The 19,076-nt window shown below is 68.4% G+C and carries 21 protein-coding genes; 15 read left to right on the top strand and 6 right to left on the bottom strand.

The window, feature by feature from the left end:
- Nucleotides 1–32 precede the first annotated feature (32 nt).
- The 9 genes from rpsN (at nucleotide 33) to FV242_RS23670 (ending at nucleotide 5,368) form a co-directional block, all read left to right on the top strand.
- Nucleotides 33–338, top strand: coding sequence for a 30S ribosomal protein S14 (gene rpsN / locus FV242_RS23710; RefSeq protein WP_092039092.1), 306 nt, complete (start codon nucleotides 33–35; stop codon nucleotides 336–338).
- 10 nt (nucleotides 339–348) lie between these two features.
- Nucleotides 349–744 (top strand): 30S ribosomal protein S8, encoded by a 396-nt coding sequence (gene rpsH, locus FV242_RS23705; RefSeq protein WP_007557585.1) that lies wholly within the window; start codon nucleotides 349–351, stop codon nucleotides 742–744.
- Nucleotides 745–766: 22 nt separating this feature from the next.
- Nucleotides 767–1,300 (top strand): 50S ribosomal protein L6, encoded by a 534-nt coding sequence (gene rplF / locus FV242_RS23700; RefSeq protein ID WP_147898533.1) that lies wholly within the window; start codon nucleotides 767–769, stop codon nucleotides 1,298–1,300.
- A 10-nt stretch (nucleotides 1,301–1,310) separates the two neighbouring features.
- Nucleotides 1,311–1,673: a 50S ribosomal protein L18 gene (rplR, locus tag FV242_RS23695; protein WP_010686176.1), complete on the top strand. Its 363-nt coding sequence runs from the start codon at nucleotides 1,311–1,313 to the stop codon at nucleotides 1,671–1,673.
- Between the two features lie 112 nt (nucleotides 1,674–1,785).
- Nucleotides 1,786–2,373, top strand: a complete 588-nt coding sequence (gene rpsE / locus FV242_RS23690; protein WP_007557588.1) for a 30S ribosomal protein S5 — start codon at nucleotides 1,786–1,788, stop codon at nucleotides 2,371–2,373.
- Between the two features lie 12 nt (nucleotides 2,374–2,385).
- On the top strand, nucleotides 2,386–2,577 hold the full coding sequence (gene rpmD, locus FV242_RS23685; protein ID WP_007557591.1) for a 50S ribosomal protein L30: 192 nt from the start codon (nucleotides 2,386–2,388) through the stop codon (nucleotides 2,575–2,577).
- Between the two features lie 10 nt (nucleotides 2,578–2,587).
- Entirely contained in the window at nucleotides 2,588–3,094 is a 507-nt protein-coding gene (gene rplO, locus FV242_RS23680) for a 50S ribosomal protein L15 (protein ID WP_147940634.1), read from the top strand.
- A 154-nt stretch (nucleotides 3,095–3,248) separates the two neighbouring features.
- Complete coding sequence (secY, locus tag FV242_RS23675) at nucleotides 3,249–4,595, top strand: preprotein translocase subunit SecY (RefSeq protein ID WP_058192231.1); 1,347 nt, start codon at nucleotides 3,249–3,251, stop codon at nucleotides 4,593–4,595.
- A 170-nt stretch (nucleotides 4,596–4,765) separates the two neighbouring features.
- Complete coding sequence (locus tag FV242_RS23670; protein WP_147909521.1) at nucleotides 4,766–5,368, top strand: adenylate kinase; 603 nt, start codon at nucleotides 4,766–4,768, stop codon at nucleotides 5,366–5,368.
- Nucleotides 5,369–5,550: 182 nt separating this feature from the next.
- On the opposite strand, the gene FV242_RS23665 is transcribed toward FV242_RS23670, so the two are convergent.
- Nucleotides 5,551–6,894, bottom strand: a complete 1,344-nt coding sequence (locus tag FV242_RS23665; RefSeq protein ID WP_147940633.1) for a DUF563 domain-containing protein — start codon at nucleotides 6,892–6,894, stop codon at nucleotides 5,551–5,553.
- Between the two features lie 684 nt (nucleotides 6,895–7,578).
- On the opposite strand from FV242_RS23665, the gene FV242_RS35695 reads away from it, so the two are divergent.
- Nucleotides 7,579–7,809 (top strand): hypothetical protein, encoded by a 231-nt coding sequence (locus tag FV242_RS35695; protein ID WP_147940632.1) that lies wholly within the window; start codon nucleotides 7,579–7,581, stop codon nucleotides 7,807–7,809.
- A 10-nt stretch (nucleotides 7,810–7,819) separates the two neighbouring features.
- Here FV242_RS35695 and FV242_RS23655 read toward each other — a convergent pair whose 3' ends face one another.
- Entirely contained in the window at nucleotides 7,820–8,182 is a 363-nt protein-coding gene (locus tag FV242_RS23655; RefSeq protein ID WP_147940631.1) for a hypothetical protein, read from the bottom strand.
- A gap of 251 nt (nucleotides 8,183–8,433) precedes the next feature.
- On the opposite strand from FV242_RS23655, the gene rpsM reads away from it, so the two are divergent.
- The 5 genes from rpsM to rplQ all read left to right on the top strand — a co-directional run bounded on the left by rpsM (nucleotide 8,434) and on the right by rplQ (nucleotide 11,990).
- The gene (gene rpsM / locus FV242_RS23650; RefSeq protein ID WP_147853146.1) at nucleotides 8,434–8,802 is read left to right on the top strand and encodes a 30S ribosomal protein S13; all 369 of its coding nucleotides are present in this window, start codon (nucleotides 8,434–8,436) and stop codon (nucleotides 8,800–8,802) included.
- A 171-nt stretch (nucleotides 8,803–8,973) separates the two neighbouring features.
- Nucleotides 8,974–9,363 (top strand): 30S ribosomal protein S11, encoded by a 390-nt coding sequence (rpsK, locus tag FV242_RS23645; RefSeq protein WP_007557606.1) that lies wholly within the window; start codon nucleotides 8,974–8,976, stop codon nucleotides 9,361–9,363.
- A gap of 25 nt (nucleotides 9,364–9,388) precedes the next feature.
- A complete protein-coding gene (locus FV242_RS23640; RefSeq protein WP_147940630.1) occupies nucleotides 9,389–10,261 on the top strand; it encodes an MBL fold metallo-hydrolase in 873 nt (290 codons plus the stop codon).
- Nucleotides 10,262–10,366: 105 nt separating this feature from the next.
- Nucleotides 10,367–11,386: a DNA-directed RNA polymerase subunit alpha gene (locus tag FV242_RS23635; RefSeq protein ID WP_147909516.1), complete on the top strand. Its 1,020-nt coding sequence runs from the start codon at nucleotides 10,367–10,369 to the stop codon at nucleotides 11,384–11,386.
- Between the two features lie 193 nt (nucleotides 11,387–11,579).
- Nucleotides 11,580–11,990, top strand: a complete 411-nt coding sequence (rplQ, locus tag FV242_RS23630) for a 50S ribosomal protein L17 (protein ID WP_147909515.1) — start codon at nucleotides 11,580–11,582, stop codon at nucleotides 11,988–11,990.
- 533 nt (nucleotides 11,991–12,523) lie between these two features.
- Here rplQ and FV242_RS23625 read toward each other — a convergent pair.
- The 4 genes from FV242_RS23625 to FV242_RS23610 form a co-directional block, all read right to left on the bottom strand.
- The gene (locus FV242_RS23625) at nucleotides 12,524–14,494 is read right to left on the bottom strand and encodes a response regulator (RefSeq protein WP_246692841.1); all 1,971 of its coding nucleotides are present in this window, start codon (nucleotides 14,492–14,494) and stop codon (nucleotides 12,524–12,526) included.
- The gene (locus FV242_RS23620; RefSeq protein WP_147940629.1) at nucleotides 14,491–16,212 is read right to left on the bottom strand and encodes a response regulator; all 1,722 of its coding nucleotides are present in this window, start codon (nucleotides 16,210–16,212) and stop codon (nucleotides 14,491–14,493) included. Before FV242_RS23620 ends, FV242_RS23625 begins: the two co-directional genes overlap by 4 nt.
- Nucleotides 16,209–17,276, bottom strand: a complete 1,068-nt coding sequence (gene cheB / locus FV242_RS23615) for a chemotaxis-specific protein-glutamate methyltransferase CheB (RefSeq protein WP_187278532.1) — start codon at nucleotides 17,274–17,276, stop codon at nucleotides 16,209–16,211. The genes FV242_RS23620 and cheB overlap by 4 nt, the downstream gene beginning before the upstream one ends.
- Nucleotides 17,273–19,076, bottom strand: a 1,804-nt coding sequence (locus FV242_RS23610) for a response regulator (protein ID WP_147940628.1), incomplete at its 5' end; no start/stop codon positions are given. The genes FV242_RS23610 and cheB, both read right to left, overlap by 4 nt.

Genomic DNA, 19,076 nt, shown 5'->3' with positions numbered 1-19,076 from the left:
CGCCTCATACGCGGACACCGGAGATAGACCACATGTCGAAGAAAAGCTCAGTCGAGAAGAATGAGGCCCGTAAGACGCTGGTGAAGCGTTTCGCGGCCAAGCGGAAGGCGCTGCTGGACATCGCCAACAACGACACCCTCGAGATGGAGGAGCGCTTCGAGGCGCGCCTCAAGCTCGCGGAACTGCCGCGCAACTCGTCGGCCACCCGCATCCGCAACCGCTGCGGCATGACCGGCCGGCCCCGCGCGTTCTATCGCAAGATGGGCATCTCGCGCATCGCGCTGCGGGAGCTTGGCAACCGGGGCCTGATCCCCGGCCTGGTCAAGTCGAGCTGGTAAGGAGGTCCCCATGGTCAACGATCCCGTGGGTGACATGCTCACCCGTATCCGCAACGGCCAGCTTCGCCGTCGCAACGTCGTTCAGACACCCGGCTCGCGCCTGCGCGCCAACGTCCTGAACGTCCTGAAGTCCGAGGGCTACATCCGCGACTACGCGGCGACCGACCTCGGCAACGGCCGTACCGAGTTCGCCATCGAGCTCAAGTACTACGACGGCCGCCCGGTGATCCGCGAAATCAAGCGCGTTTCGAAGCCGGGTCGTCGGGTCTACTCGTCGGTCGGTGATCTGCCGCACGTGGCCGACGGCCTCGGCGTCACCATCGTCTCCACACCGCAGGGCGTCATGGCCGACCACGAGGCGCGTGAGCGCAACGTCGGCGGTGAAGTGCTCTGCACCGTATTCTGATCGGGACGGAGGAGGTTATCCCATGTCTCGCGTAGGCAAGAAGCCCGTTCCCGTGCCGGCCGGCGTCACCGCCACCGTCACCGGTCAGACGGTGAAGATGAAGGGCTCTAAGGGCGAGCTGCAGTTCGACGTCCCCACGCTGGTCAGCGTGGAGATGAAGGACGGCGCGATCTCGGTCGAGCCGATCAACCAGTCCAAGCCGGCCCGTTCCCTGTGGGGCACGTCGCGGGCTCAGATCGCCAACATCGCCGAGGGCGTGTCGAAGGGCTTCGAAAAGAAGCTTGAGATCACGGGCGTCGGTTATCGTGCGGCGATGGCCGGTAAGGCCCTCAAGCTGTCGCTCGGCTACAGCCACGACATCGAATACGCGATCCCCGCCGGGATCACGATCGTTACCCCGAAGCCCACCGAGATCACGATCACCGGGATCAACCGCCAGCAGGTCGGTCAGGTCGCCGCCGAGATCCGCGATTACCGCGGACCCGAGCCCTACAAGGGCAAGGGCGTGAAGTACGCGGGCGAGTTCATCTTCCGCAAGGAAGGCAAGAAGAAGTAAGGAGGGCATCATGTCTCGCAAGCTCGAAGCCCTCGATCGCCGCAAGGCGCGCGTCCGTCGCGCGCTGCGGGCGGCCGCCAACGGCCGTCCGCGGCTCTCGGTGTTCCGCTCGTCGAAGCAGATCTACGTGCAGGTCATCGATGACGTCGCCGGCAAGACGCTGGCCGCCGCCTCGTCGATCGACAAGGCACTCAAGGGTGAACTCAAGACCGGCGCCGATGTCGCCGCTGCGAAGGCGGTGGGCAAGCTGGTGGCCGAGCGCGCCAAGGCCGCGGGCGTCACGAAGGTGATCTTCGACCGCTCCGGCTACATCTACCACGGCCGCGTCGCAGCCGTGGCCGAGGCCGCCCGCGAAGGCGGCCTGGAGTTCTGAGGAACTCACCCCGCGCGGCGTGATACCCGCGCGGCCATTCCCTCCCGTTTCCGGCGAGGGGAATCGAGCGAGCGGGTCCGAGGATCCGCGCTAGTGAGATAGGTTAGACAACATGGCACGTGAACGGGAAGGCGGGGGCCGCGGCCGCCGCGACGAGCGCGAGGAGCGCGACAGCGAATTCGTGGACAAGCTCGTCCACATCAACCGCGTCGCCAAGGTGGTGAAGGGTGGCCGTCGCTTCGGCTTTGCAGCCCTCGTCGTCGTCGGCGACCAGAAGGGCCGCGTCGGCTTCGGCCACGGCAAGGCCCGTGAGGTGCCGGAGGCGATCCGCAAGGCGACCGAGGCGGCCAAGCGCGGCCTGATCCGGGTGTCGCTGCGCGAGGGTCGGACCCTGCACCACGACGTGAACGGCCGCCACGGCGCCGGCAAGGTGATCCTCCGTGCGGCTCCGCAGGGTACCGGCATCATCGCCGGCGGCCCGATGCGCGCCGTGTTCGAGACGCTCGGCATGCAGGACGTTGTCGCGAAGTCGCTCGGCTCCTCCAACCCCTACAACCTCGTGCGCGCCACCTTCGAGGCGCTTAAGAACGAGGACAGCCCGCGCTCCGTGGCGGCCCGCCGCGGCATCAAGGTTTCGAGCCTCCAGGCCCGTCGCCGCGACGCCGATCCGGCCGACCAGTCCGAAGCTGCGGTCGCGTAAGGGGAGGGTCCGATGGCACAGAAGACCGTCCGTATCGAGCAGATCGGCTCGCCGATCCGCCAGGAAGCCAGCCAGCGCCAGACGCTGATCGGCCTGAAGCTCAACAAGCTCCACCGCGTGTCCGAGCTGGAGGATACCCCCTCCGTGCGCGGCATGATCCGCAAGGTTGCGCACCTCGTGCGCGTCCACGGCGACGTGGCGTGAGGAGGCACCGATGAAGCTCAACGAGATCAGCGACAATCCCGGCGCAACCAAGAATCGGATGCGTGTCGGTCGGGGCATCGGCTCCGGCAAGGGCAAGACCGCCGGCCGCGGCGTGAAGGGTCAGAAGGCCCGGACCGGCGTGTCCATCAAGGGCTTCGAGGGCGGTCAGATGCCGCTGCATCGGCGCCTGCCGAAGCGTGGCTTCAACAACCTCTACGCCCAGGATCTGAACGAGGTGAACCTTGGCCGGATCCAGGAGGCGTTGGACGCCGGTAAGCTCGACAAGGCCGCGACCGTCACGGTCGACAGCCTCGTCACCGCCGGCATCATCGCCCGGGCCCGTGACGGCGTGAAGCTGCTCGGCGTCGGCGAGTTGACCGCGAAGCTCAGCTTCGAGGTCACCCGCGCTTCCAAGTCCGCCATCGAGGCGGTCGAGAAGGCCGGCGGCTCGGTCAGCGTCGCATTCGCCACCGGCGTATCGACCCGCGGCGGCGCCAAGGCCGAGGCCACGGCCTGACGGCCGGCATGGGAGCGACGCGGGGCCCCGTTGCACGGTCCCCGCGCACCCTTTAAGCCGATCCTTCGAGCGGCGGCCCTGCGACCACGCGGGCCGCCGTTTTCAATTCATCCGGGCGCCATTCGCCCGGCGACACTCCCAGGACGCGACGCTTATGGCCTCAGCCGCCGAGCAGCTTGCCGCCAACCTCAATTTCGGTGCCATCGCGAAGGCCGATGAGCTGAAGAAGCGCATCTGGTTCACGCTCGGCGCCCTCGTGGTGTTCCGGCTGGGCACCTACATCCCGATCCCCGGCATCGATCCGGAGCAGTTCGCCCGGAACTTCCAGCAGCAGGCCGGCGGCGTGCTCGGGCTGTTCAACATGTTCTCCGGCGGTGCCGTCGAGCGCATGGCGATCTTCGCCCTCAACATCATGCCGTACATCTCGGCCTCGATCATCGTTCAGCTGCTCACCTCGGTGATCCCGAGCCTGGAAGCGCTGAAGAAGGAGGGTGAGTCCGGCCGCAAGGTGATCAACCAGTACACCCGCTACCTCACGGTGGTGCTGGCGCTTGTGCAGTCCTGGGGCATCGCGATCGGTCTCCAGAGCTCGTCCGCGGCCATCGATCCCGGCCCGTTCTTCCTGGCCTCGACGGTGATCACGCTGACCGGCGGCACCCTGTTCCTGATGTGGGTCGGCGAGCAGATCACCTCGCGCGGCATCGGCAACGGCTCGTCGCTGATCATCTTCGCCGGCATCGTCGCCCACCTCCCGGTCGCGATCGCGGGCGCTCTCGAGCTCGGCCGCACCGGCGCGCTGTCGCCGATCATCATCCTGGGCGTCGCCGTGGCGGCCGTGGTGTTGGTCTACTTCATCGTGTTCATGGAGCGCGCCCAGCGCCGCCTGCTGATCAACTACCCGAAGCGCCAGGTCGGCAACCGCATGTACGAGGGCCAGACCTCGTTCCTGCCGTTGAAGCTCAACACGTCGGGTGTGATCCCGCCGATCTTCGCCTCGTCGCTCCTGCTCCTGCCGGCCACCGCGGCGAGCTTCTCCGCCAATGGCGGCAGCACCGGCTGGCTGGGCACCGTGACGGCCTATCTGGGCCACGGGACACCATTGTTCATGGCGCTCTACGCGGCGCTGATCATCTTTTTCACGTTCTTCTACACCGCGGTGGTCTTCAATCCGCAGGAGACGGCCGACAACCTGAAGAAGCATGGCGGCTTCATCCCGGGCATCCGTCCGGGCGAACGCACCGCGGCCTTCATCGACAAGGTGCTGACCCGGATCACGGTGATCGGCGCCCTGTACCTGACTCTCGTCTGCCTCTGCCCCGAGATCCTGTCGTCCTACGCCTCGGCGAGCCTTGGCTTCGGCGGGACCTCGCTACTGATCGTGGTCTCGGTGACCATGGACACGGTCGCTCAGATCCACGGGCACCTGATGGCGCATCAGTACGAGGGCCTCGTGAAGAAGGCCAAGCTGCGTGGCGCCTCGACCACGCAACGCCGCCGCTGAGCCTGCTACAGAGGCGGGACGAAGCCACCGCCGCGCCCGCCTCTCAGCAAAAGGTCTGGATGCCTCCGGGCCCGGGACCGACTAGAAAAACCCGAGACGGGCGATGCCGGGGAGGCTTCGCCAACCGCCGCTTGTGCCCGTAGAGAGTCGGGCCGGACGAGGACAACGCCATGCGCATCATTCTGCTCGGCCCCCCCGGCGCGGGGAAGGGAACGCAATCCGAGCGGATCGTCGAGCGCTTCGGCATCCCGCAGCTCTCGACCGGGGACATGCTGCGCGCCGCGGTCGCCGCCGGCACGCCGGTGGGCCTCGAGGCCAAGGCCGTGATGGAATCGGGTGGCCTCGTCTCCGACCGGATCGTGGTCGGGATCGTTGCCGACCGGATCGAGGAACCCGACGCGAAGCGCGGCTTCATCCTGGACGGTTTCCCCCGCACTGTGGCCCAGGCCGAGGCGCTGGCAACCATGCTGTCCGGCAAGGACATGAACCTGTCCGCGGTCGTCGAGCTCAAGGTCGACGAGGACGCGCTGGTCGGGCGCATCCAGAAGCGGGCGGCGGAGACGCTCGCGCGCGGGCAGGCGGTGCGCAAGGACGACACCCCCGAGGTGTTCAAGCAGCGCCTGGAGGCCTACCGGGCCCTGACCGCGCCGCTTTCGGACTACTACGCCAAGACCGGTTTGCTCCACACCGTCGATGGCATGCAGCCGATCGATACCGTGACCACGGAGATCATGGCGGTGCTGGAGCCGCACGCGGAACGTGTGGAGTCCTGACCAAGACCGCCGGCACGCCGCATCATTCGGCGGCCGGCCTTGTGATGAACTCGAAGCGCGCGAAGCCGACGCTCAAGCAGCGGGCTGAGAGTGGTTCGATCAACGTTCGGTTGCGTAGACCTTAGGTTGGCGCAACGGCGATGATCGGCGATGGCGTCAGCGCCGTCGTCCTTCCAGGAAGATCACAGTTCTTCGACGGTACGGATCGTGTGCGGCTCCGTGTTCGGAGCGAGCCGCGAAGAATCTTGGCTGCCATCGGCGCCGACGCGAAGCGGGGCGTGGGGGTATATCCGGCCCGCAGGTAAATCGTTTCGAGCAGCTTGCCGGCATCCCTCACGACCCCCATCGAGCCATGCCAGAGCGCGGGCTAGGTGGTCTGGATCGAGGACGTAATCCGATTGCGCTGGCCGACCCGGATCGAGGGCCTTGCCGTAGCAGACGCCGTAGCGATGACCGCGCGCCGCTGCGAGGTCGAGATAATACGGATCGGTGAACGTTTCCGGGGCGAAGTATAGAATGCGCGTCCCTGGCGCGCAGAACAGTGTGTTCACCATCGCGGCGCCCATGCAGCCGACGACGCGCTCTGCACACGCGAAGGTCGCGGCCTGCTCCCGCGCTGAGATCCCCTCGGGATCGATCGGCTGGTAGCCGCGGGCCTGCAGGGTCCTGCAGAGGTCCACCCATCCGATCGGCACCCGGCCGCGATCACGTCGGCGAGTCACGAACAGACGGGTCGGACGGCGCGGGGGCGATCGCCACCATCGCCGGTCCAGGCGACGCATCATCGCGATGGCCCGAACGGAAAGGTCTGCGAGAGCCTGGGGATGCTTCGGGCCAGGCAGACCAGCCACCGGCGAGGCAAAGTAGAGGTCCGCCGCCCGGTAAGTCGTATCCGGTCGCAGCAACCGAATCGTGACGTCCCGGCGTCCGAGCAAGCCCCGGAGAAGCTCGATCCGCATCCTGTCGGTCGCCGGGACGAAACCGTGCAGCAACAGGCAGATGGGTCTGCGGAGACCGGACAGGCAGTCCACTGCCAGGAGGCGCGGCAGGTCTTCGGCCAGCCAATGTCCCCAGTTGAAGGTCCCGGAGGATGTCAGCAGGAGATAAGCGCAGGTCTTCGGAAGGGTCGTGGTCGGCCCGCTGGCTCCCGGTTGCGGGGGCGTGACGAGATCGGAGGGACGGAAAGTCTCGAACAGGAGCAGCGTTTCCCCATCGCGGGTGACCGTGATGCTCCGGTCGCAGATGCTCGCATTGTCGATCCGAACCAAAACACAGGCCGGTGCGACCGCTTGGACGCCGCCAACGAAGGCGAAAGCCCGATCCAGATTCGGCCGGAGGGTGGGATCGGCGAAGATCGCGTCCGGATCGAGAGTGCGGGTGTAGCAGGCTGGATCGTAGAGATTCGAGACGGAAACGATCTCCGGGGCCGGCGTTGCGTGCAGTCGATGCAGCATATCCAGATCACCCGGAAAGCCGCCCGACGCATAGATCGATGGATCGCAGGAAATGTAGCGCGATGCGCACATGGACTCATGCGGATTACTCCGCTCGTCGCCAAAGATATTTTATGTGAAACTCTGATTCTTCCCAATGTCAAGCAGGATTCACGCAGCGTGGCACCGCTGGAAGGCATTCCGCGCGAGCCTAATTGATCGACATCAATTCATACCTTGGATTAGTATATCGTATTAAAACATGAACTATTTCTTACATTTGCGGCTTAAGGTGGATATATGATCAAAAAGCAATTTCTGATCTTGCGAACCGCGAGGAGAGAGCATGCAAAAACTCAAACCGGTGATCACAGAAATCTTGGTGGTGCTGAGACCGTAGGCCGAGCGCGGCCCCTCCTGCCGCAAACGCCAGCATGCCGCATGCATTCGGATGCCGGCCGCTACCAGAGGACACATCCGTCAGTTCCATCTTGCGCCACGATCCTGCGCGCGGCGAGAAACCAGCAGGCGACACTCGCGGGGTGGCATCGACGGGCCGACCGGCCCTGCGGCGCGATGCGTCGGTCCCATGGGGCCGGCACCGAACGCGGTCCCATCACACAGCCCGGCATGCGCTTGGTCGCTCGACCGGATGTGCGAGATCTGATCGCCCGGTCGTGGGACGCCGTCTCGAACGACGAATTGCCCGGGATCGGAGCGTGCGGTGAACCATAGGCGCAGCCGGAGGTTGATGGCGAAACACGATCGGGAGTCCCGATGACCGCCCTCCGTATCCCCGTAAGCCTTCTGCTTCTGGCCGTGGTGCTGGCGCCCCTCCCGGTCGCGGCGCAGAGCCCCGCGCAATCCTTCGTCTACGGGGAGAAGCGTTTCCGGCATGCGTGTCGGCCGCCTCTCAAGTATGCGGCGGGTGCGTGCGTCCGCCGCTGCCCGGCCGGCTACCAGACGATGGGCGGTTATTGCCGGTACCGAAGCCAGCGATTCCGTTGACGCGGCGGCGTCAGCGATCCCCAGGCCCCTCCGCCCGCAACGCTCCAAAGAAATTGACGATGTCCATGGGCAGCGCGCGGCGTCCGAATAGACGGGTGGGATTGCCGTCGGTGCGGTCGTCGCGCAGTTCGACCATCGCGGTCATGCTGTTGTAGCGGAACACCATCCGGCGGCCCGCGAAGGTCGCCCAGAGCTGGCCGGGACCGTCATCCTCGGTTTGGAGTGCGATGGTACCGGGCTGGGCCTCGGTGAGGATGCCACCGACGACCGCAAGGATCACCGGGACGACTTCCTCGGCACTCTCTTCGGCGGCCCGAAGGACCGAGTCTGCGAAAGCCCGCAGGGTGGCGCCGTCGCTGGTCAGAACCGACATCTGTGCTCCCTCGGTGACCCTAGCATGGTCCGCGCGCGACGCATGGAAGTGCGGCCGATCGTTCACCAGTCGTTGACATCTGGGCCCGCGCACGCTAGCAGGCCCTCCTTCGTCCAATCGATCGCTGGTCCGAGGTGCCCTGTCCAGGGCCGCCCCAGGGCCACGTTGTCGTTTGGCGCGCGCAGGGGCCGGCCTCCACCGGACGCGCGCGATCAACGCCCGCATCGCCGGGCCTCAGATGGAGCGTGATCATGGCCCGTATCGCAGGCGTCAACATCCCGACCAACAAGCGCGTCGTCATCGCGCTCCAGTACATCCACGGCATCGGCTCTAAGAAGGCCGAGGAAATCACCCAGAAGGTGAACATCCCCGCCGAGCGTCGCGTGAACCAGCTCACCGACGCCGAGGTGCTGCAGATCCGCGAGACGATCGACCGCGACTACATCGTCGAGGGCGACCTGCGCCGCGAAGTTTCGATGAACATCAAGCGCCTGATGGATCTTGGCGCCTATCGCGGTCTGCGTCACCGCAAGCAGCTGCCGGTCCGCGGCCAGCGCACCCACACCAACGCCCGCACCCGCAAGGGCAAGGCGAAGCCGATCGCCGGCAAGAAGAAGTAATTCTCCACTTGGAAGGCCGTGCTGAGCTCGGCCTTCCTTCCGTCGTGTTGGTGTCCCGCGAGGGATCCCGCATCGGGCCGGACCGCCCTTCACGGGCGCGCCGGCCGAGTCCCCAAATGAATCCCGAGCGCCTGGAATTACGGGCGCGCTTGAAGGAAGAGTGAGACCCGAATGGCCAAGGAACCGCAACGCGTCCGCCGGCGCGAACGCAAGAACATCGTGTCGGGCGTCGCCCACGTGAACGCTTCGTTCAACAACACGATGATCACCATCACGGACGCGCAGGGCAACACGATCTCGTGGTCCTCCGCCGGCGCGATGGGCTTCAAGGGCTCGCGCAAGTCGACGCCGTACGCCGCGCAGGTTGCCGCCGAGGATGCCGCCCGCAAGGCGTCCGAGCACGGCATGCGCACCCTCGAGGTCGAGGTGTCCGGCCCGGGTTCGGGTCGTGAGTCGGCGCTGCGCGCGCTCCAGGCCGCGGGCTTCACGGTCACCTCGATCCGCGACGTGACCTCGATCCCGCACAACGGCTGCCGTCCGCGCAAGCGTCGTCGGGTCTGAACCAGTCGGTCTGACGGAGAAGCTCATGACGGGATCGAAGCCGCTTCCGGGCGTGCTGCGTTGGAACCTCGGCGACCTCACGGTCACCGCGCTCAACGACGGCTGGTTTCAGGCCAGCCTCGATCTCGTCACGGGGATCCCGAAAGACGAAGCCGGCAAGCTCCAGGTTGCGGGCTTCCGCACCGAGCAGCCCAAGATCACGCTGAACGCCTTCCTGATCACCGGTGCCGGCCGCAAGCCGGTGTTGATCGATACGGGATACGGCGACTTTGCCCCGGTGGAGACCCTGGGGCGGCTCAGCACGGCTTTGGCGCTCACCGGCGTCAAGCTCGAGGAGATCGAAACCGTCCTGGTCACGCACCTGCATCCCGACCATGTCGGCGGGCTGGTCACGAACGGGGCGGCCCGGTTCCCCAACGCCGAGATCGTGGTGCATGCCGACGAGGCGGCGCACTGGCTGCCGGACGACGCTCTCTCGCGGGCGCCGGACGAGGCCAAGCCGTACTTCGAAAACGCCCGAAAGGCGGTCGCGCCCTACACCAAGCGGATGCGCGAGCATCGCGGCGGTGAGGTCCTGCCGGGGATCAGCGCGGTCCACCTGCCGGGTCATACCCCCGGGCATTGCGGTTTCCGCATCGACTCCGGTGGACAGTCGCTGCTGATGTGGACGGACGTGGTGCACCTGCCCGCGATCCAGTTCAAGAACCCGGAGGCGGGTGTCGGATTCGACGTCGATGGCGACCAGGCGCGTGCGACGCGCAAGGCCATCATGGACGAGGTGGCGCAGGAGCGGACCTTCATCGCAGGTGCGCACCTGGAATTCCCGGCCCTCGGCTACGTGGATCGGGACGGGGCCGGGTACCGCTTCGTGCCGGCCCTCTGGGTCGGTGGCGAATAACAGACTTGAATTCAGGGACCGTTCGGGGCGCCAGGGGGCGGCGCCGGGCGGCCGAAGCGCGGGAACGGGTGTCGCGGATCCCGAGCATGGACGAGAGGTAGGATCGTGGTCATTCAGAAGAACTGGCAGGAACTGATCAAGCCGAACAAGCTGCAGGTCTCGACCGGCGACGACCCGAAGCGGGTCGCCACCGTCGTGGCCGAGCCGCTCGAGCGCGGCTTCGGCACCACCCTGGGCAACGCCCTGCGCCGGGTGCTCCTGTCCTCGCTCCAGGGCGCGGCCGTGACCTCGGTGCAGATCGACGGCGTGCTGCACGAGTTCTCCTCGATCCCGGGCGTCCGCGAGGACGTCACCGACATCGTCCTGAACATCAAGACCATCGCGATCCGGTCGCAGACCGATGCGCCCAAGCGCATGACCCTGCGCAAGACCGGCCCGGGCACCGTCACGGCGGGTGACATCGGCACGGTCGGCGACATCCAGATCCTGAACCCGGAGCTGGTGATCTGCACGCTGGACGACGGCGCCGAGATCCGCATGGAGTTCACGGTCGCCACGGGCAAGGGTTACGTTCCGGCCGAGCGCAACCGTCCAGAGGACGCGCCGATCGGCCTGATCCCGGTGGACGCGCTGTTCTCCCCGGTGACCAAGGTCAGCTACCGCGTCGAGACCACCCGCGAGGGCCAGGATCTCGACAAGGACAAGCTGACGATGACGATCGAGACCAACGGTGCCGTGGGCCCGGAAGACGCGCTGGCCTATGCCGCGCGGATCATCCAGGACCAGCTGCAGGTCTTCGTGAACTTCGAGGATCCGCGCAAGGAAGAGGCTGCCCCGCTGGCCCCGCAGCTGCCCTTCAACCCGGCTCTGCTCAAGAAGGTCGACGAGCTGGAGCTGTCGGTCCGGTCGGCGAATTGCCTGAAGAACGACAACATCGTCTACATCGGCGACCTGATCCAGAAGTCCGAGGGCGAGATGCTGCGGACCCCGAACTTCGGCCGCAAGTCGCTCAACGAGATCAAGGAAGTGCTGGCCGGCATGGGCCTGCACCTCGGCATGGACATCCCCGGCTGGCCGCCGGAGAACATCGAAGATCTCGCCAAGCGCTTCGAAGAGCATTACTGAGGCGAAACGGCTTCGGGCCGGACTTGGCGGCGCTGTACGGTGCCGTCCGTCGGGCCTGGCCAGATACGGACCTCCGCAGGCCTGACGCGAAGTCCAAAAAATCCCGCCGCGGGGTTACGCGGATAACAACAGCCTCGATGAGGCACCCGGCCGTACCGTGGCACGGCGGCCGAGATGAGAAGGAAGCCAAATCATGCGTCACGGTTATCGCGGTCGCCGCTTCAACCGCACAGCCGAGCATCGCAAGGCGATGTTCGCCAACATGTCGGTCGCGCTGCTGAAGCACGAGCAGATCGTCACCACCCTGCCGAAGGCCAAGGACTTGCGTCCCGTGGTCGAGAAGCTCGTCACCCTGGGCCGCATCGACAGCGTGCACACCCGCCGTCTCGCCATGGCGCAGCTGCGCGACGGCGACATGGTCAAGAAGCTCTTCGCCGTGATCGGCCCGCGCTACCAGGGCCGTCCGGGCGGCTATCTTCGCATCATGAAGGCGGGCTTCCGCAAGGGCGACAACGCCCCGCTGGCCGTGATCGAGTTCGTGGATCGCGACGTCGAGGCCCGCGGCAAGGATTCCGGTCAGGTCGAGGTCGCCGAGGCGGCCTGAGCGAAGCTCCAACGATCCAGCTGAAGAAAGCCGTCCCGGGACCGTCCGGGGCGGCTTTTTCGTGTTCGTGCAGAGCCCAAAAAAATCCGCCGGCTTGCGCCGGCGGGCCTGAAGCAGGGTCTACGTTTCGAATCGTCGCGGGAGCTCGCCCTAGCGGTCAGTGGCGGCCTGACCGGGAACTCGACCGCGCGGCAGCTTCGAAACCTCTATCCCTGCCGATTCTTGTTGGGTGGATCGTCCTGATCCGTGTCAGCATCGCGCCGAATGCCTGGGAAGATACCGTGATTGCTCATGGTTCACCTCCACGATCGTAACCCGGAGCGTGACGGCTCCGTGGAGGATCAATGAGCCGGCAACACGGTGGTTCCCGAGAATTTCCGGCCCCCGGGCCCGGGAAGCTGCTTTCCCGGTTTCGAGAACGGGCAGGGGCGTCGCGTTCCCAGGGGCCTGTGCGCCCCTTGCCGGACCGATCAGTCCGCCCGTGCGAGCTTCTCGAGCGTCGGCAACGCCGGCAGGGTACCCCCCCGTCGGGTTTATCCCCGCCCCGGATCAGACCCGTCCAGCAGCGCCGAGACCCGGTTCGCCAGGTCGGCCGAGCGGAACGGCTTGGTCAGCACAGGCAGATCGTCCGGAATCTGCATCGCCTCCGCATGGCCGGTGAGGATCAGCACCGGCAGGCTCGGGTCGCGGCCGCGGATCTCGGCGGCGAGCTCGATGCCGCTCATGCCCGGCATGGCGAGGTCGGCCACGATCAGGTCGAAGCGGCCAGGCGCGAAGGACCGGAGCGCGGCCTCGCCGTCGCCGGCCTCCGTGGCGTCGTGGCCGAAGCCCGCCAGGAACGAGGCGGTGACATGCCGGACCTGCGCGTCGTCGTCGACCACCAGGATCCGCGCCGAACGGGCTGCCATCGGGGCGTCGTCCTGCTCACCGGCCACCTGCTCGGGTGCCTCGGTCGCGAAGGGCAGGGCGAGCTCGACCCGCGTTCCCCGGCCGACCTCGCTCTCGATGGCGAGCCGGCCCTTCGATTGCTGGGTGAGGCCGAACACCATGGCGAGGCCGAGGCCCGTGCCCTGACCCACCGCCTTGGTGGTGAAGAACGGCTCGCAGACCCTGCGCAGGATCTCGTCCGGGATGCCGGTGCCCTCGTCGGTGACGCTGATACCGAGATAGGAGCCGTCGGCGATCTCGGGGTCGCCCGCGATGTCGAGGCGCTGGGTCGCCACCGTGATGGTGCCGCCCTCCGGCATCGCGTCCCGGGCGTTGATGCATAGGTTGAGCACGGCGAGTTCGAGCTGGTCCGGATCGACCTGAACGGCGGGCAGGCCCTCGGTCAGGTCGGTGCGGACGCTGACCAAGCCGCCGAGGCTGCGGCCGAACAGGTCGCTCATCCCGCCGATCAGGGCGTTGACGTCCGTGGCGCGGGCCTGGAGGTCGTGCGCGCGGCTGAAGCTCAGCAGGCGCTTGGTCAGGGAGGCGCCGCGCTCGGCCGCGCCGCGTGCATTCTCGATCAGGCGCTGCACCCGCGGCAGGTCGGCGACCTTGGGGGCGGCGAGTTCCAGGCTGCCGAGGATCGCGGTAAGCAGGTTGTTGAAATCGTGCGCGATGCCGCCGGCCAGGGTGCCGAGCGCCTGCATCTTGTCGGATTGGCGCAGCCGGGCCTCCAGGGTCCGCTGCTCGGTCACGTCCCGCTCGATCACCGCGAGATGACTGATTAAGCCGCCCGCATCGCGGATCGGCACCCGGGTGACGTGGCTCCAGAGTTCTGCACCGACCGGGCCGTCGCTGGTCAGGCTCTCGGCGACCGCCCCGGAGCGGATCGCGGCGGCATCGGCCTCGGCCACGGTGCCGCCCTTCGCGCCGATCAGGTCGCCCTCCCGCTGCCCGAGGCAGCCTGAGACGTCCCGGCCGAGCTGGGCTGCCTTGCGGGCGTTGAGGCGCACGAAGCGCCCGTCCGCGTCCTTGAAGCTGATCGCGTCCTGAGCGTGGTCGAGCAGGCCGCGCAGCAGGGCCCGCTCGGTGGCGAGGTCGCGGCCGAGCCGGTGGCGTTCGAAGGCCTGCCGGACCGTGGAGCGCAGCAGGCTCGCGTCCCAGGGCTTGGTGACGTAGCCGACGATGCCGCCGCGGTTGAGCGCGGCAATCACCGCGGTGATGTCGGCATAGCCGGTGAGCAGGATCGCCTGCGCGTCGTGGAAGGCGCGTGCCTCGGCCAAGAGCGCGTCGCCGGTGAGGCCGGGCATGCGCTGGTCCGACAGCACCACGGCGATGTCGGGCTCGGCGTGCAGGATCTCGAGCGCCTCGTTCGGGTTCGAGGTCGTCAGAACCCGGTAGGAATCCTCGAACAGGTCCTCCAGGGCGATCAGGATATCCGGCTCGTCATCGACGGCCAGGATGGTCCCGCGGGGGCCATCGAACCCGGCCCCGTTCTCGTGCAGTGAATGCGTATCCGTCACCGAACCGGTGTCCATCGCAGCGGGGAATGCTCGTCCTGCCGTGCCTTCACTCATGCGCTGGACGCCTGCCGCGGAATCCCGATCACGAAGCAGGCTCCCCCGTCCGGCGCCGCCTCCACGGTGAGCGAGCCGCTATGCGCCTGAACGACGCTGTAGGCAATCGCAAGACCCAGGCCGGTGCCTGAGCCCACGGGCTTTGTCGTGAAGAACGGCTCGAATATCTTTTCACGTAGGTCTTCCGGGATACCAGGACCAGTATCGCTGATGCGGATCTCGTCGACCTCCGGGTTCGACAGGGTATCGATCCGGATCATGCCGCCCTCCGGCATGGCGTCGGCGGCGTTGCCCAGGATGTTCATCACCACCTGGTTGAGCAGCGCCGGGGTGCAGTGGATCTCGGGCCGGCCGGCGAAGCTGCGCTCCACCGCGATCCGGCCGCCGAGCTTGTGCTGGATCAGCGCCAGCACGGTCTCGATCGCCTCGGGCACGTTGACCAGGGCCCGCTCGCCCTCGTCGAGGCGCGAGAACTTGCGCAGGTTGAGCACCAGATCCTGGATCCGGGTCAGCCCCATCCGCATCGACCCGACCCGTTGACGGGCCTTGTCGACGGCGCGGGAGGCCGCCTCCGGGGCAGCGTTCGGCAATTCGTTGAGCAGGCGCTCGACCGTACCCTGATGGGCCAGGATGAAGGCCAGGGGATTGTTGATCTCGTGGGCGATGCCGGCGACCAGCTCGCCGAGCGAGGCCATCTTGGCAGCCTGGACCAGCTTGGCCTGGGCCTCGGTGATCTGCCGATTGGCGTCGGCGAGGTCGCGGTTGGCCCGCTCCAGGGCGTCGGCGAGGCGGGCGCGCGCCTCGGAGGCCTCGGCCTCGGCGCGGGCGCGCTCCACCGCCCGCTCGCGCTCGCCGAACTGGCCGGCGATGCGACGGTCGTCCTCCTCCAGCAGGCGGCGGCGCACGAAGCCGCGCACCCGCAGGGCCAGCACCTCGGCATCGGTCTTGGAGACAACATCGTCGGCGCCGGCCGCGAAGGCCTCGACCAGAAAGTCCTTGGCCGGATCGCTGCCGGCGATGCCCACGAGGTGGAAGCCGGCCCCGGCGGCCTGGCCGGAGCGGCGCTGGCTGATCGCCCGGCACAGGGTGAGGCCGTCATAGGCGTGGCCGAGCAGGTCGACGGTCACGCAGTCGAACGCATCCTCGCCCACTCCGTTGAGCGATTCGAGCGCGGCCTCCGGCCCGTCGGCGGTGGCAACGTGGTGCCCCTTCTGCCCGAGCAGGCCCGCCAGGAAGGTCCGGTAGGTCAGGCTGCCGTCGATCACCAGGATCCGCCCGCGCCGGAACGCGGCGGCACCGGGCCCCTCGCCCTCGGCGGAGGGGCGGCGCTCGCGCAGAAGGGCGCGGATGCGCAGAATCATCAGGTCGCGGTCGGCGGATTTCGGCAGGTAGGCGTCGGCGCCGCTCTCCAGGCCCTTCCGTTCGCCGCCACCGCCGCCGGTGAGCATCAGCACCGGCAGGGCCCGGGTGCGCAGGGACAGGCGCATCTGGCGGATCAGCTCGTCGCCATCCATGCCGGGCAGGTGATAATCGGCCACCACGAGGTCGGGCTGGCTGCGGTTGAGATGGTCGAGGGCGGCTTCTGCGGAGGGGCAGCGTTCCACCGAGAAACCGTTCGCCTCAAGGAGAAGGCGCAGTTCCAGAGCCTGCGTCTCCGAATCCTCCACGAGCAGGATCCGGGCAGGCCCGTCCTGGGCGCCGGCCTCGCTCCGGCTCACGGCCGCGCCCCGGGATCGGCAAGCCGCAGGACGTGGTCGCCGATCCGGTCGAGGGGCAGGATCGCGCGGGCGGCGCCGAGCCGCACCGCCGCCGCCGGCATGCCGTAGACCACAGCGGTGCTCTCGTGCTCGGCCACGGTCTGGGCGCCGGCCCGGTGCATGTCGGCGAGGCCGACCGCCCCATCCTCGCCCATGCCGGTGAGCAGCACGCCGATCCCCGAGGGTCCGACCTGACGGGCCAGCGAGCGGAACAGCACCGTGGCAGCCGGGCGCTGGCCGGAGACGGGTTCGGTGGCGATCACGCGCATCACCCGGCCGGAGCCGATCTCCAGGTGCCGGTCACCGGGCGCCACGTAGACGCGGCCGGGCTCCGCGCGCTCCCCGTCCTGCGCCAGCGAGACCGGCAGGGCCACGACGCTGTCGAGCCAGGTGGCGAAACCCTCCATGAAGGCCGGGCCCATATGCTGGACCACCAGCACCGGCAGCGGAAAATTTTTGGGTAGAGCGCCGATCACCCGGGCCAGAGCCGGCGGCCCCCCAGTCGAGGCGGCAATCGCCAGTAAACTCGGCGCCTGCGCCGCCGCCTCGGTGGGGGCGGCGAAGGAGGCCAGGCTGGTTCGTCCGGCCCATTCGGCACCGATCGGCCGCCGCCGGATCACCGGGACTTGCGCCATGATTCGAAGCTGGGTGCAGATCTCTCCGGCCACCGCCTCGTAGCCCGCATGGGTCGTCGCCACGGGCTTCTCGACCACCGACAGGGCGCCGGCGCGCAGCGCATTCATGGAGATGCGGAGCGACGAATCTTCCACCGCATCGGCGATCACGACGATCGGGGTCGGCTGCTCCGCCATGATCCGGCGGGTGGTCTCGAGACCGTCGATGCCGGGCAGGCGGATATCCATGGAGATCACGTCCGGCCGCACCGTCTGAAGGGTGGCCAGGGCCTCCTCGCCGGAGGGCACCGCGGCCACGAGTTCGAGCCGGGGATCGCGCGACACGATGTAGCGCAGCAACTCGCGCACCACGAGGCTGTCCTCGACGAGCATGACCCGGACGGGCGTCATAGCAGCTGTCCGATCGTGTCGAGCAGCTGGCGCTGGTCGAATTTCTGCTTGGTTAGGTAGGCGTCCGCGCCGAGGTCGAGGCCGCGGGAGACGTCGGCCGCATCCCCGCGCGAGGTCATCAGGATTGTTGGGAGCCGGGCGAAGCGGGTATCGGCGCGCAGGGCCTTGAGCAGGCCGAAGCCGTCGAGGCGCGGCATCTCGACGTCGGCCAGCACAAGATCGATGGGCTCGATCTCGGCGCGCAGCCGGTCGAGGGCGTCCTGACCGTCGACGCAGACGACCACGCGGTAGCCGGCGGCTTCCAAGATGCCCTTCTCCAAGGTGCGGGTGGTGATCGAGTCGTCGACGACCAGGATGGTCGCCCGTGCGGTGGCGCGGGGCGCGGTCGTCGAACGTGGAGCCTGCGCCATCGTTCCGAGCGAAAGGCCCGACGCCATCGACGCGGCCCGGGCGGCGAGGCCGTCGGGGTCGAGGACCAGCACCGGCACGTCGCCGGGCAGGACAGCCGTCCCGGCGATCAGGCCGGGATCGGCCCCGAAGGCCGGCGCCGGCAGGACCAGTAAAGCGCGGACGTCGTGCAGGCGGTCGACCCCGAGCGCCAGGCGGCCGCCGCCGGCCCGCAGCAGCACCGCGGTCAGGATCGTCGGGTCCTGACCGGCCGCGTCCGGGGCGGTCGGCGCTTGGCCCAGGATCTCGGTGAGGGCGGCGACCGGGTGGTTCGTCGCGGCATCATCCGCGCCGATCCGCAGGATCGTCCGCCCCAGGGCGATGGGCAAGCCGGCGCGGTCCATGCGCAGCAGCCGCTCCACCGCGCCGCCCGGCAAGGCATAGGTCCGCCCGGCCGCCTCGACCAGCAGCAGGCTGCGCCGGGCCGCCGAGAGCGGCAGGCTGAACACCAGGGCGGTACCGGCGGGCTCGCGCGGCTCCAGGCGCACGCTGCCGAGCAGCTGTCGGGCGGCATCCGCGGCCACGGACAGGCCGTAGCCCCGCCCCGACAGGGTATCGACCGCCTCCGCGGTGGAGAAGCCGGGCTCGAAGACGAGGCGCAGCAGGGTCTCGGGGTCAGCTTCCTCCCCGGGGGCGATCAGGCCGCGGGCGCGGGCTGTGGCGGCGATCCGGGACAGGTCCGGCCCCGGCCCGTCATCCGTGACGGTGACCTGCAGGCGCGAGCCGCGCACGGCCACCTCCAGCCCGAGCGCCAAGGCCTCGGGTTTGCCGGCGGCACGGCGGATCTCCGGACTCTGCCAGCCGTGGCTCAGGGCGTTGCGCAGGGCGTGGAGCAGCGGATCCTTCAGGGCCTGGAGCAGGCCGCGCTCCACAGGCAGGTCGAGGCCGCGCAGGTCGAGATCGACGTCGCGGTCCTGCTCCCGGGCGGTCTCGCGGATCGAGCGGGCGAGGGGGCCGAGCACGGTCTCGGCCGGCACCAGGGCGAGGCGCTCGGCCTCGGCGCGGACCCGGAACGCCGCGCCCTCGACCGCGCTGGTCGCCGCGGCCTGACGGCGGGACAGCTCCGCGGCCTCCCGGGCGAAGCCGCCGAGATGGGCCGCCAGCGCGCGCAGCTCCGGCTCGTCCGCAACGGATTTGGCCGCCAGCGCCTCAGCGCCGGCCCGCATGTCGCGGGCGAGCCGGGCGAGGCGCGCCAGGCCCTCGGCGGCGGGGGCCTGCGCCGCAAGGGTACTGGTCAGGTCGTGGCTTGCCCGGGCCAGGGCCTCCACGGCCTCCCCGGGCACGCGCAGGATCGCGGCGCCGGACTCGGCGGGCTCGGGGGATGGCGCCGGGGCGACCGGAACCGGCGCCGGC

This window comes from Methylobacterium sp. WL64, assembly GCF_008039945.1.
Taxonomy (GTDB): Bacteria; Pseudomonadota; Alphaproteobacteria; order Rhizobiales; family Beijerinckiaceae; genus Methylobacterium.
Note: the sequence above shows the minus strand (reverse complement) of the source record. Positions and strands in the feature narration are given on the sequence as shown.

Coding starts and splice junctions, on each gene's coding strand:
- FV242_RS35695 (WP_147940632.1), top strand. CDS start 7,579: ATGACCGCCCTCCGTATCCCCGTAAGCCTTCTGCTTCTGGCCGTGGTG.
- secY (WP_058192231.1), top strand. CDS start 3,249: ATGGCCTCAGCCGCCGAGCAGCTTGCCGCCAACCTCAATTTCGGTGCC.
- FV242_RS23655 (WP_147940631.1), bottom strand. CDS start 8,182: ATGTCGGTTCTGACCAGCGACGGCGCCACCCTGCGGGCTTTCGCAGAC.
- rplR (WP_010686176.1), top strand. CDS start 1,311: ATGTCTCGCAAGCTCGAAGCCCTCGATCGCCGCAAGGCGCGCGTCCGT.
- FV242_RS23625 (WP_246692841.1), bottom strand. CDS start 14,494: ATGAGTGAAGGCACGGCAGGACGAGCATTCCCCGCTGCGATGGACACC.
- rplO (WP_147940634.1), top strand. CDS start 2,588: ATGAAGCTCAACGAGATCAGCGACAATCCCGGCGCAACCAAGAATCGG.
- FV242_RS23640 (WP_147940630.1), top strand. CDS start 9,389: ATGACGGGATCGAAGCCGCTTCCGGGCGTGCTGCGTTGGAACCTCGGC.
- rpsN (WP_092039092.1), top strand. CDS start 33: ATGTCGAAGAAAAGCTCAGTCGAGAAGAATGAGGCCCGTAAGACGCTG.
- rplQ (WP_147909515.1), top strand. CDS start 11,580: ATGCGTCACGGTTATCGCGGTCGCCGCTTCAACCGCACAGCCGAGCAT.
- rplF (WP_147898533.1), top strand. CDS start 767: ATGTCTCGCGTAGGCAAGAAGCCCGTTCCCGTGCCGGCCGGCGTCACC.
- FV242_RS23670 (WP_147909521.1), top strand. CDS start 4,766: ATGCGCATCATTCTGCTCGGCCCCCCCGGCGCGGGGAAGGGAACGCAA.
- FV242_RS23665 (WP_147940633.1), bottom strand. CDS start 6,894: ATGTGCGCATCGCGCTACATTTCCTGCGATCCATCGATCTATGCGTCG.
- rpsM (WP_147853146.1), top strand. CDS start 8,434: ATGGCCCGTATCGCAGGCGTCAACATCCCGACCAACAAGCGCGTCGTC.
- rpsE (WP_007557588.1), top strand. CDS start 1,786: ATGGCACGTGAACGGGAAGGCGGGGGCCGCGGCCGCCGCGACGAGCGC.
- rpmD (WP_007557591.1), top strand. CDS start 2,386: ATGGCACAGAAGACCGTCCGTATCGAGCAGATCGGCTCGCCGATCCGC.
- rpsK (WP_007557606.1), top strand. CDS start 8,974: ATGGCCAAGGAACCGCAACGCGTCCGCCGGCGCGAACGCAAGAACATC.
- cheB (WP_187278532.1), bottom strand. CDS start 17,276: ATGACGCCCGTCCGGGTCATGCTCGTCGAGGACAGCCTCGTGGTGCGC.
- rpsH (WP_007557585.1), top strand. CDS start 349: ATGGTCAACGATCCCGTGGGTGACATGCTCACCCGTATCCGCAACGGC.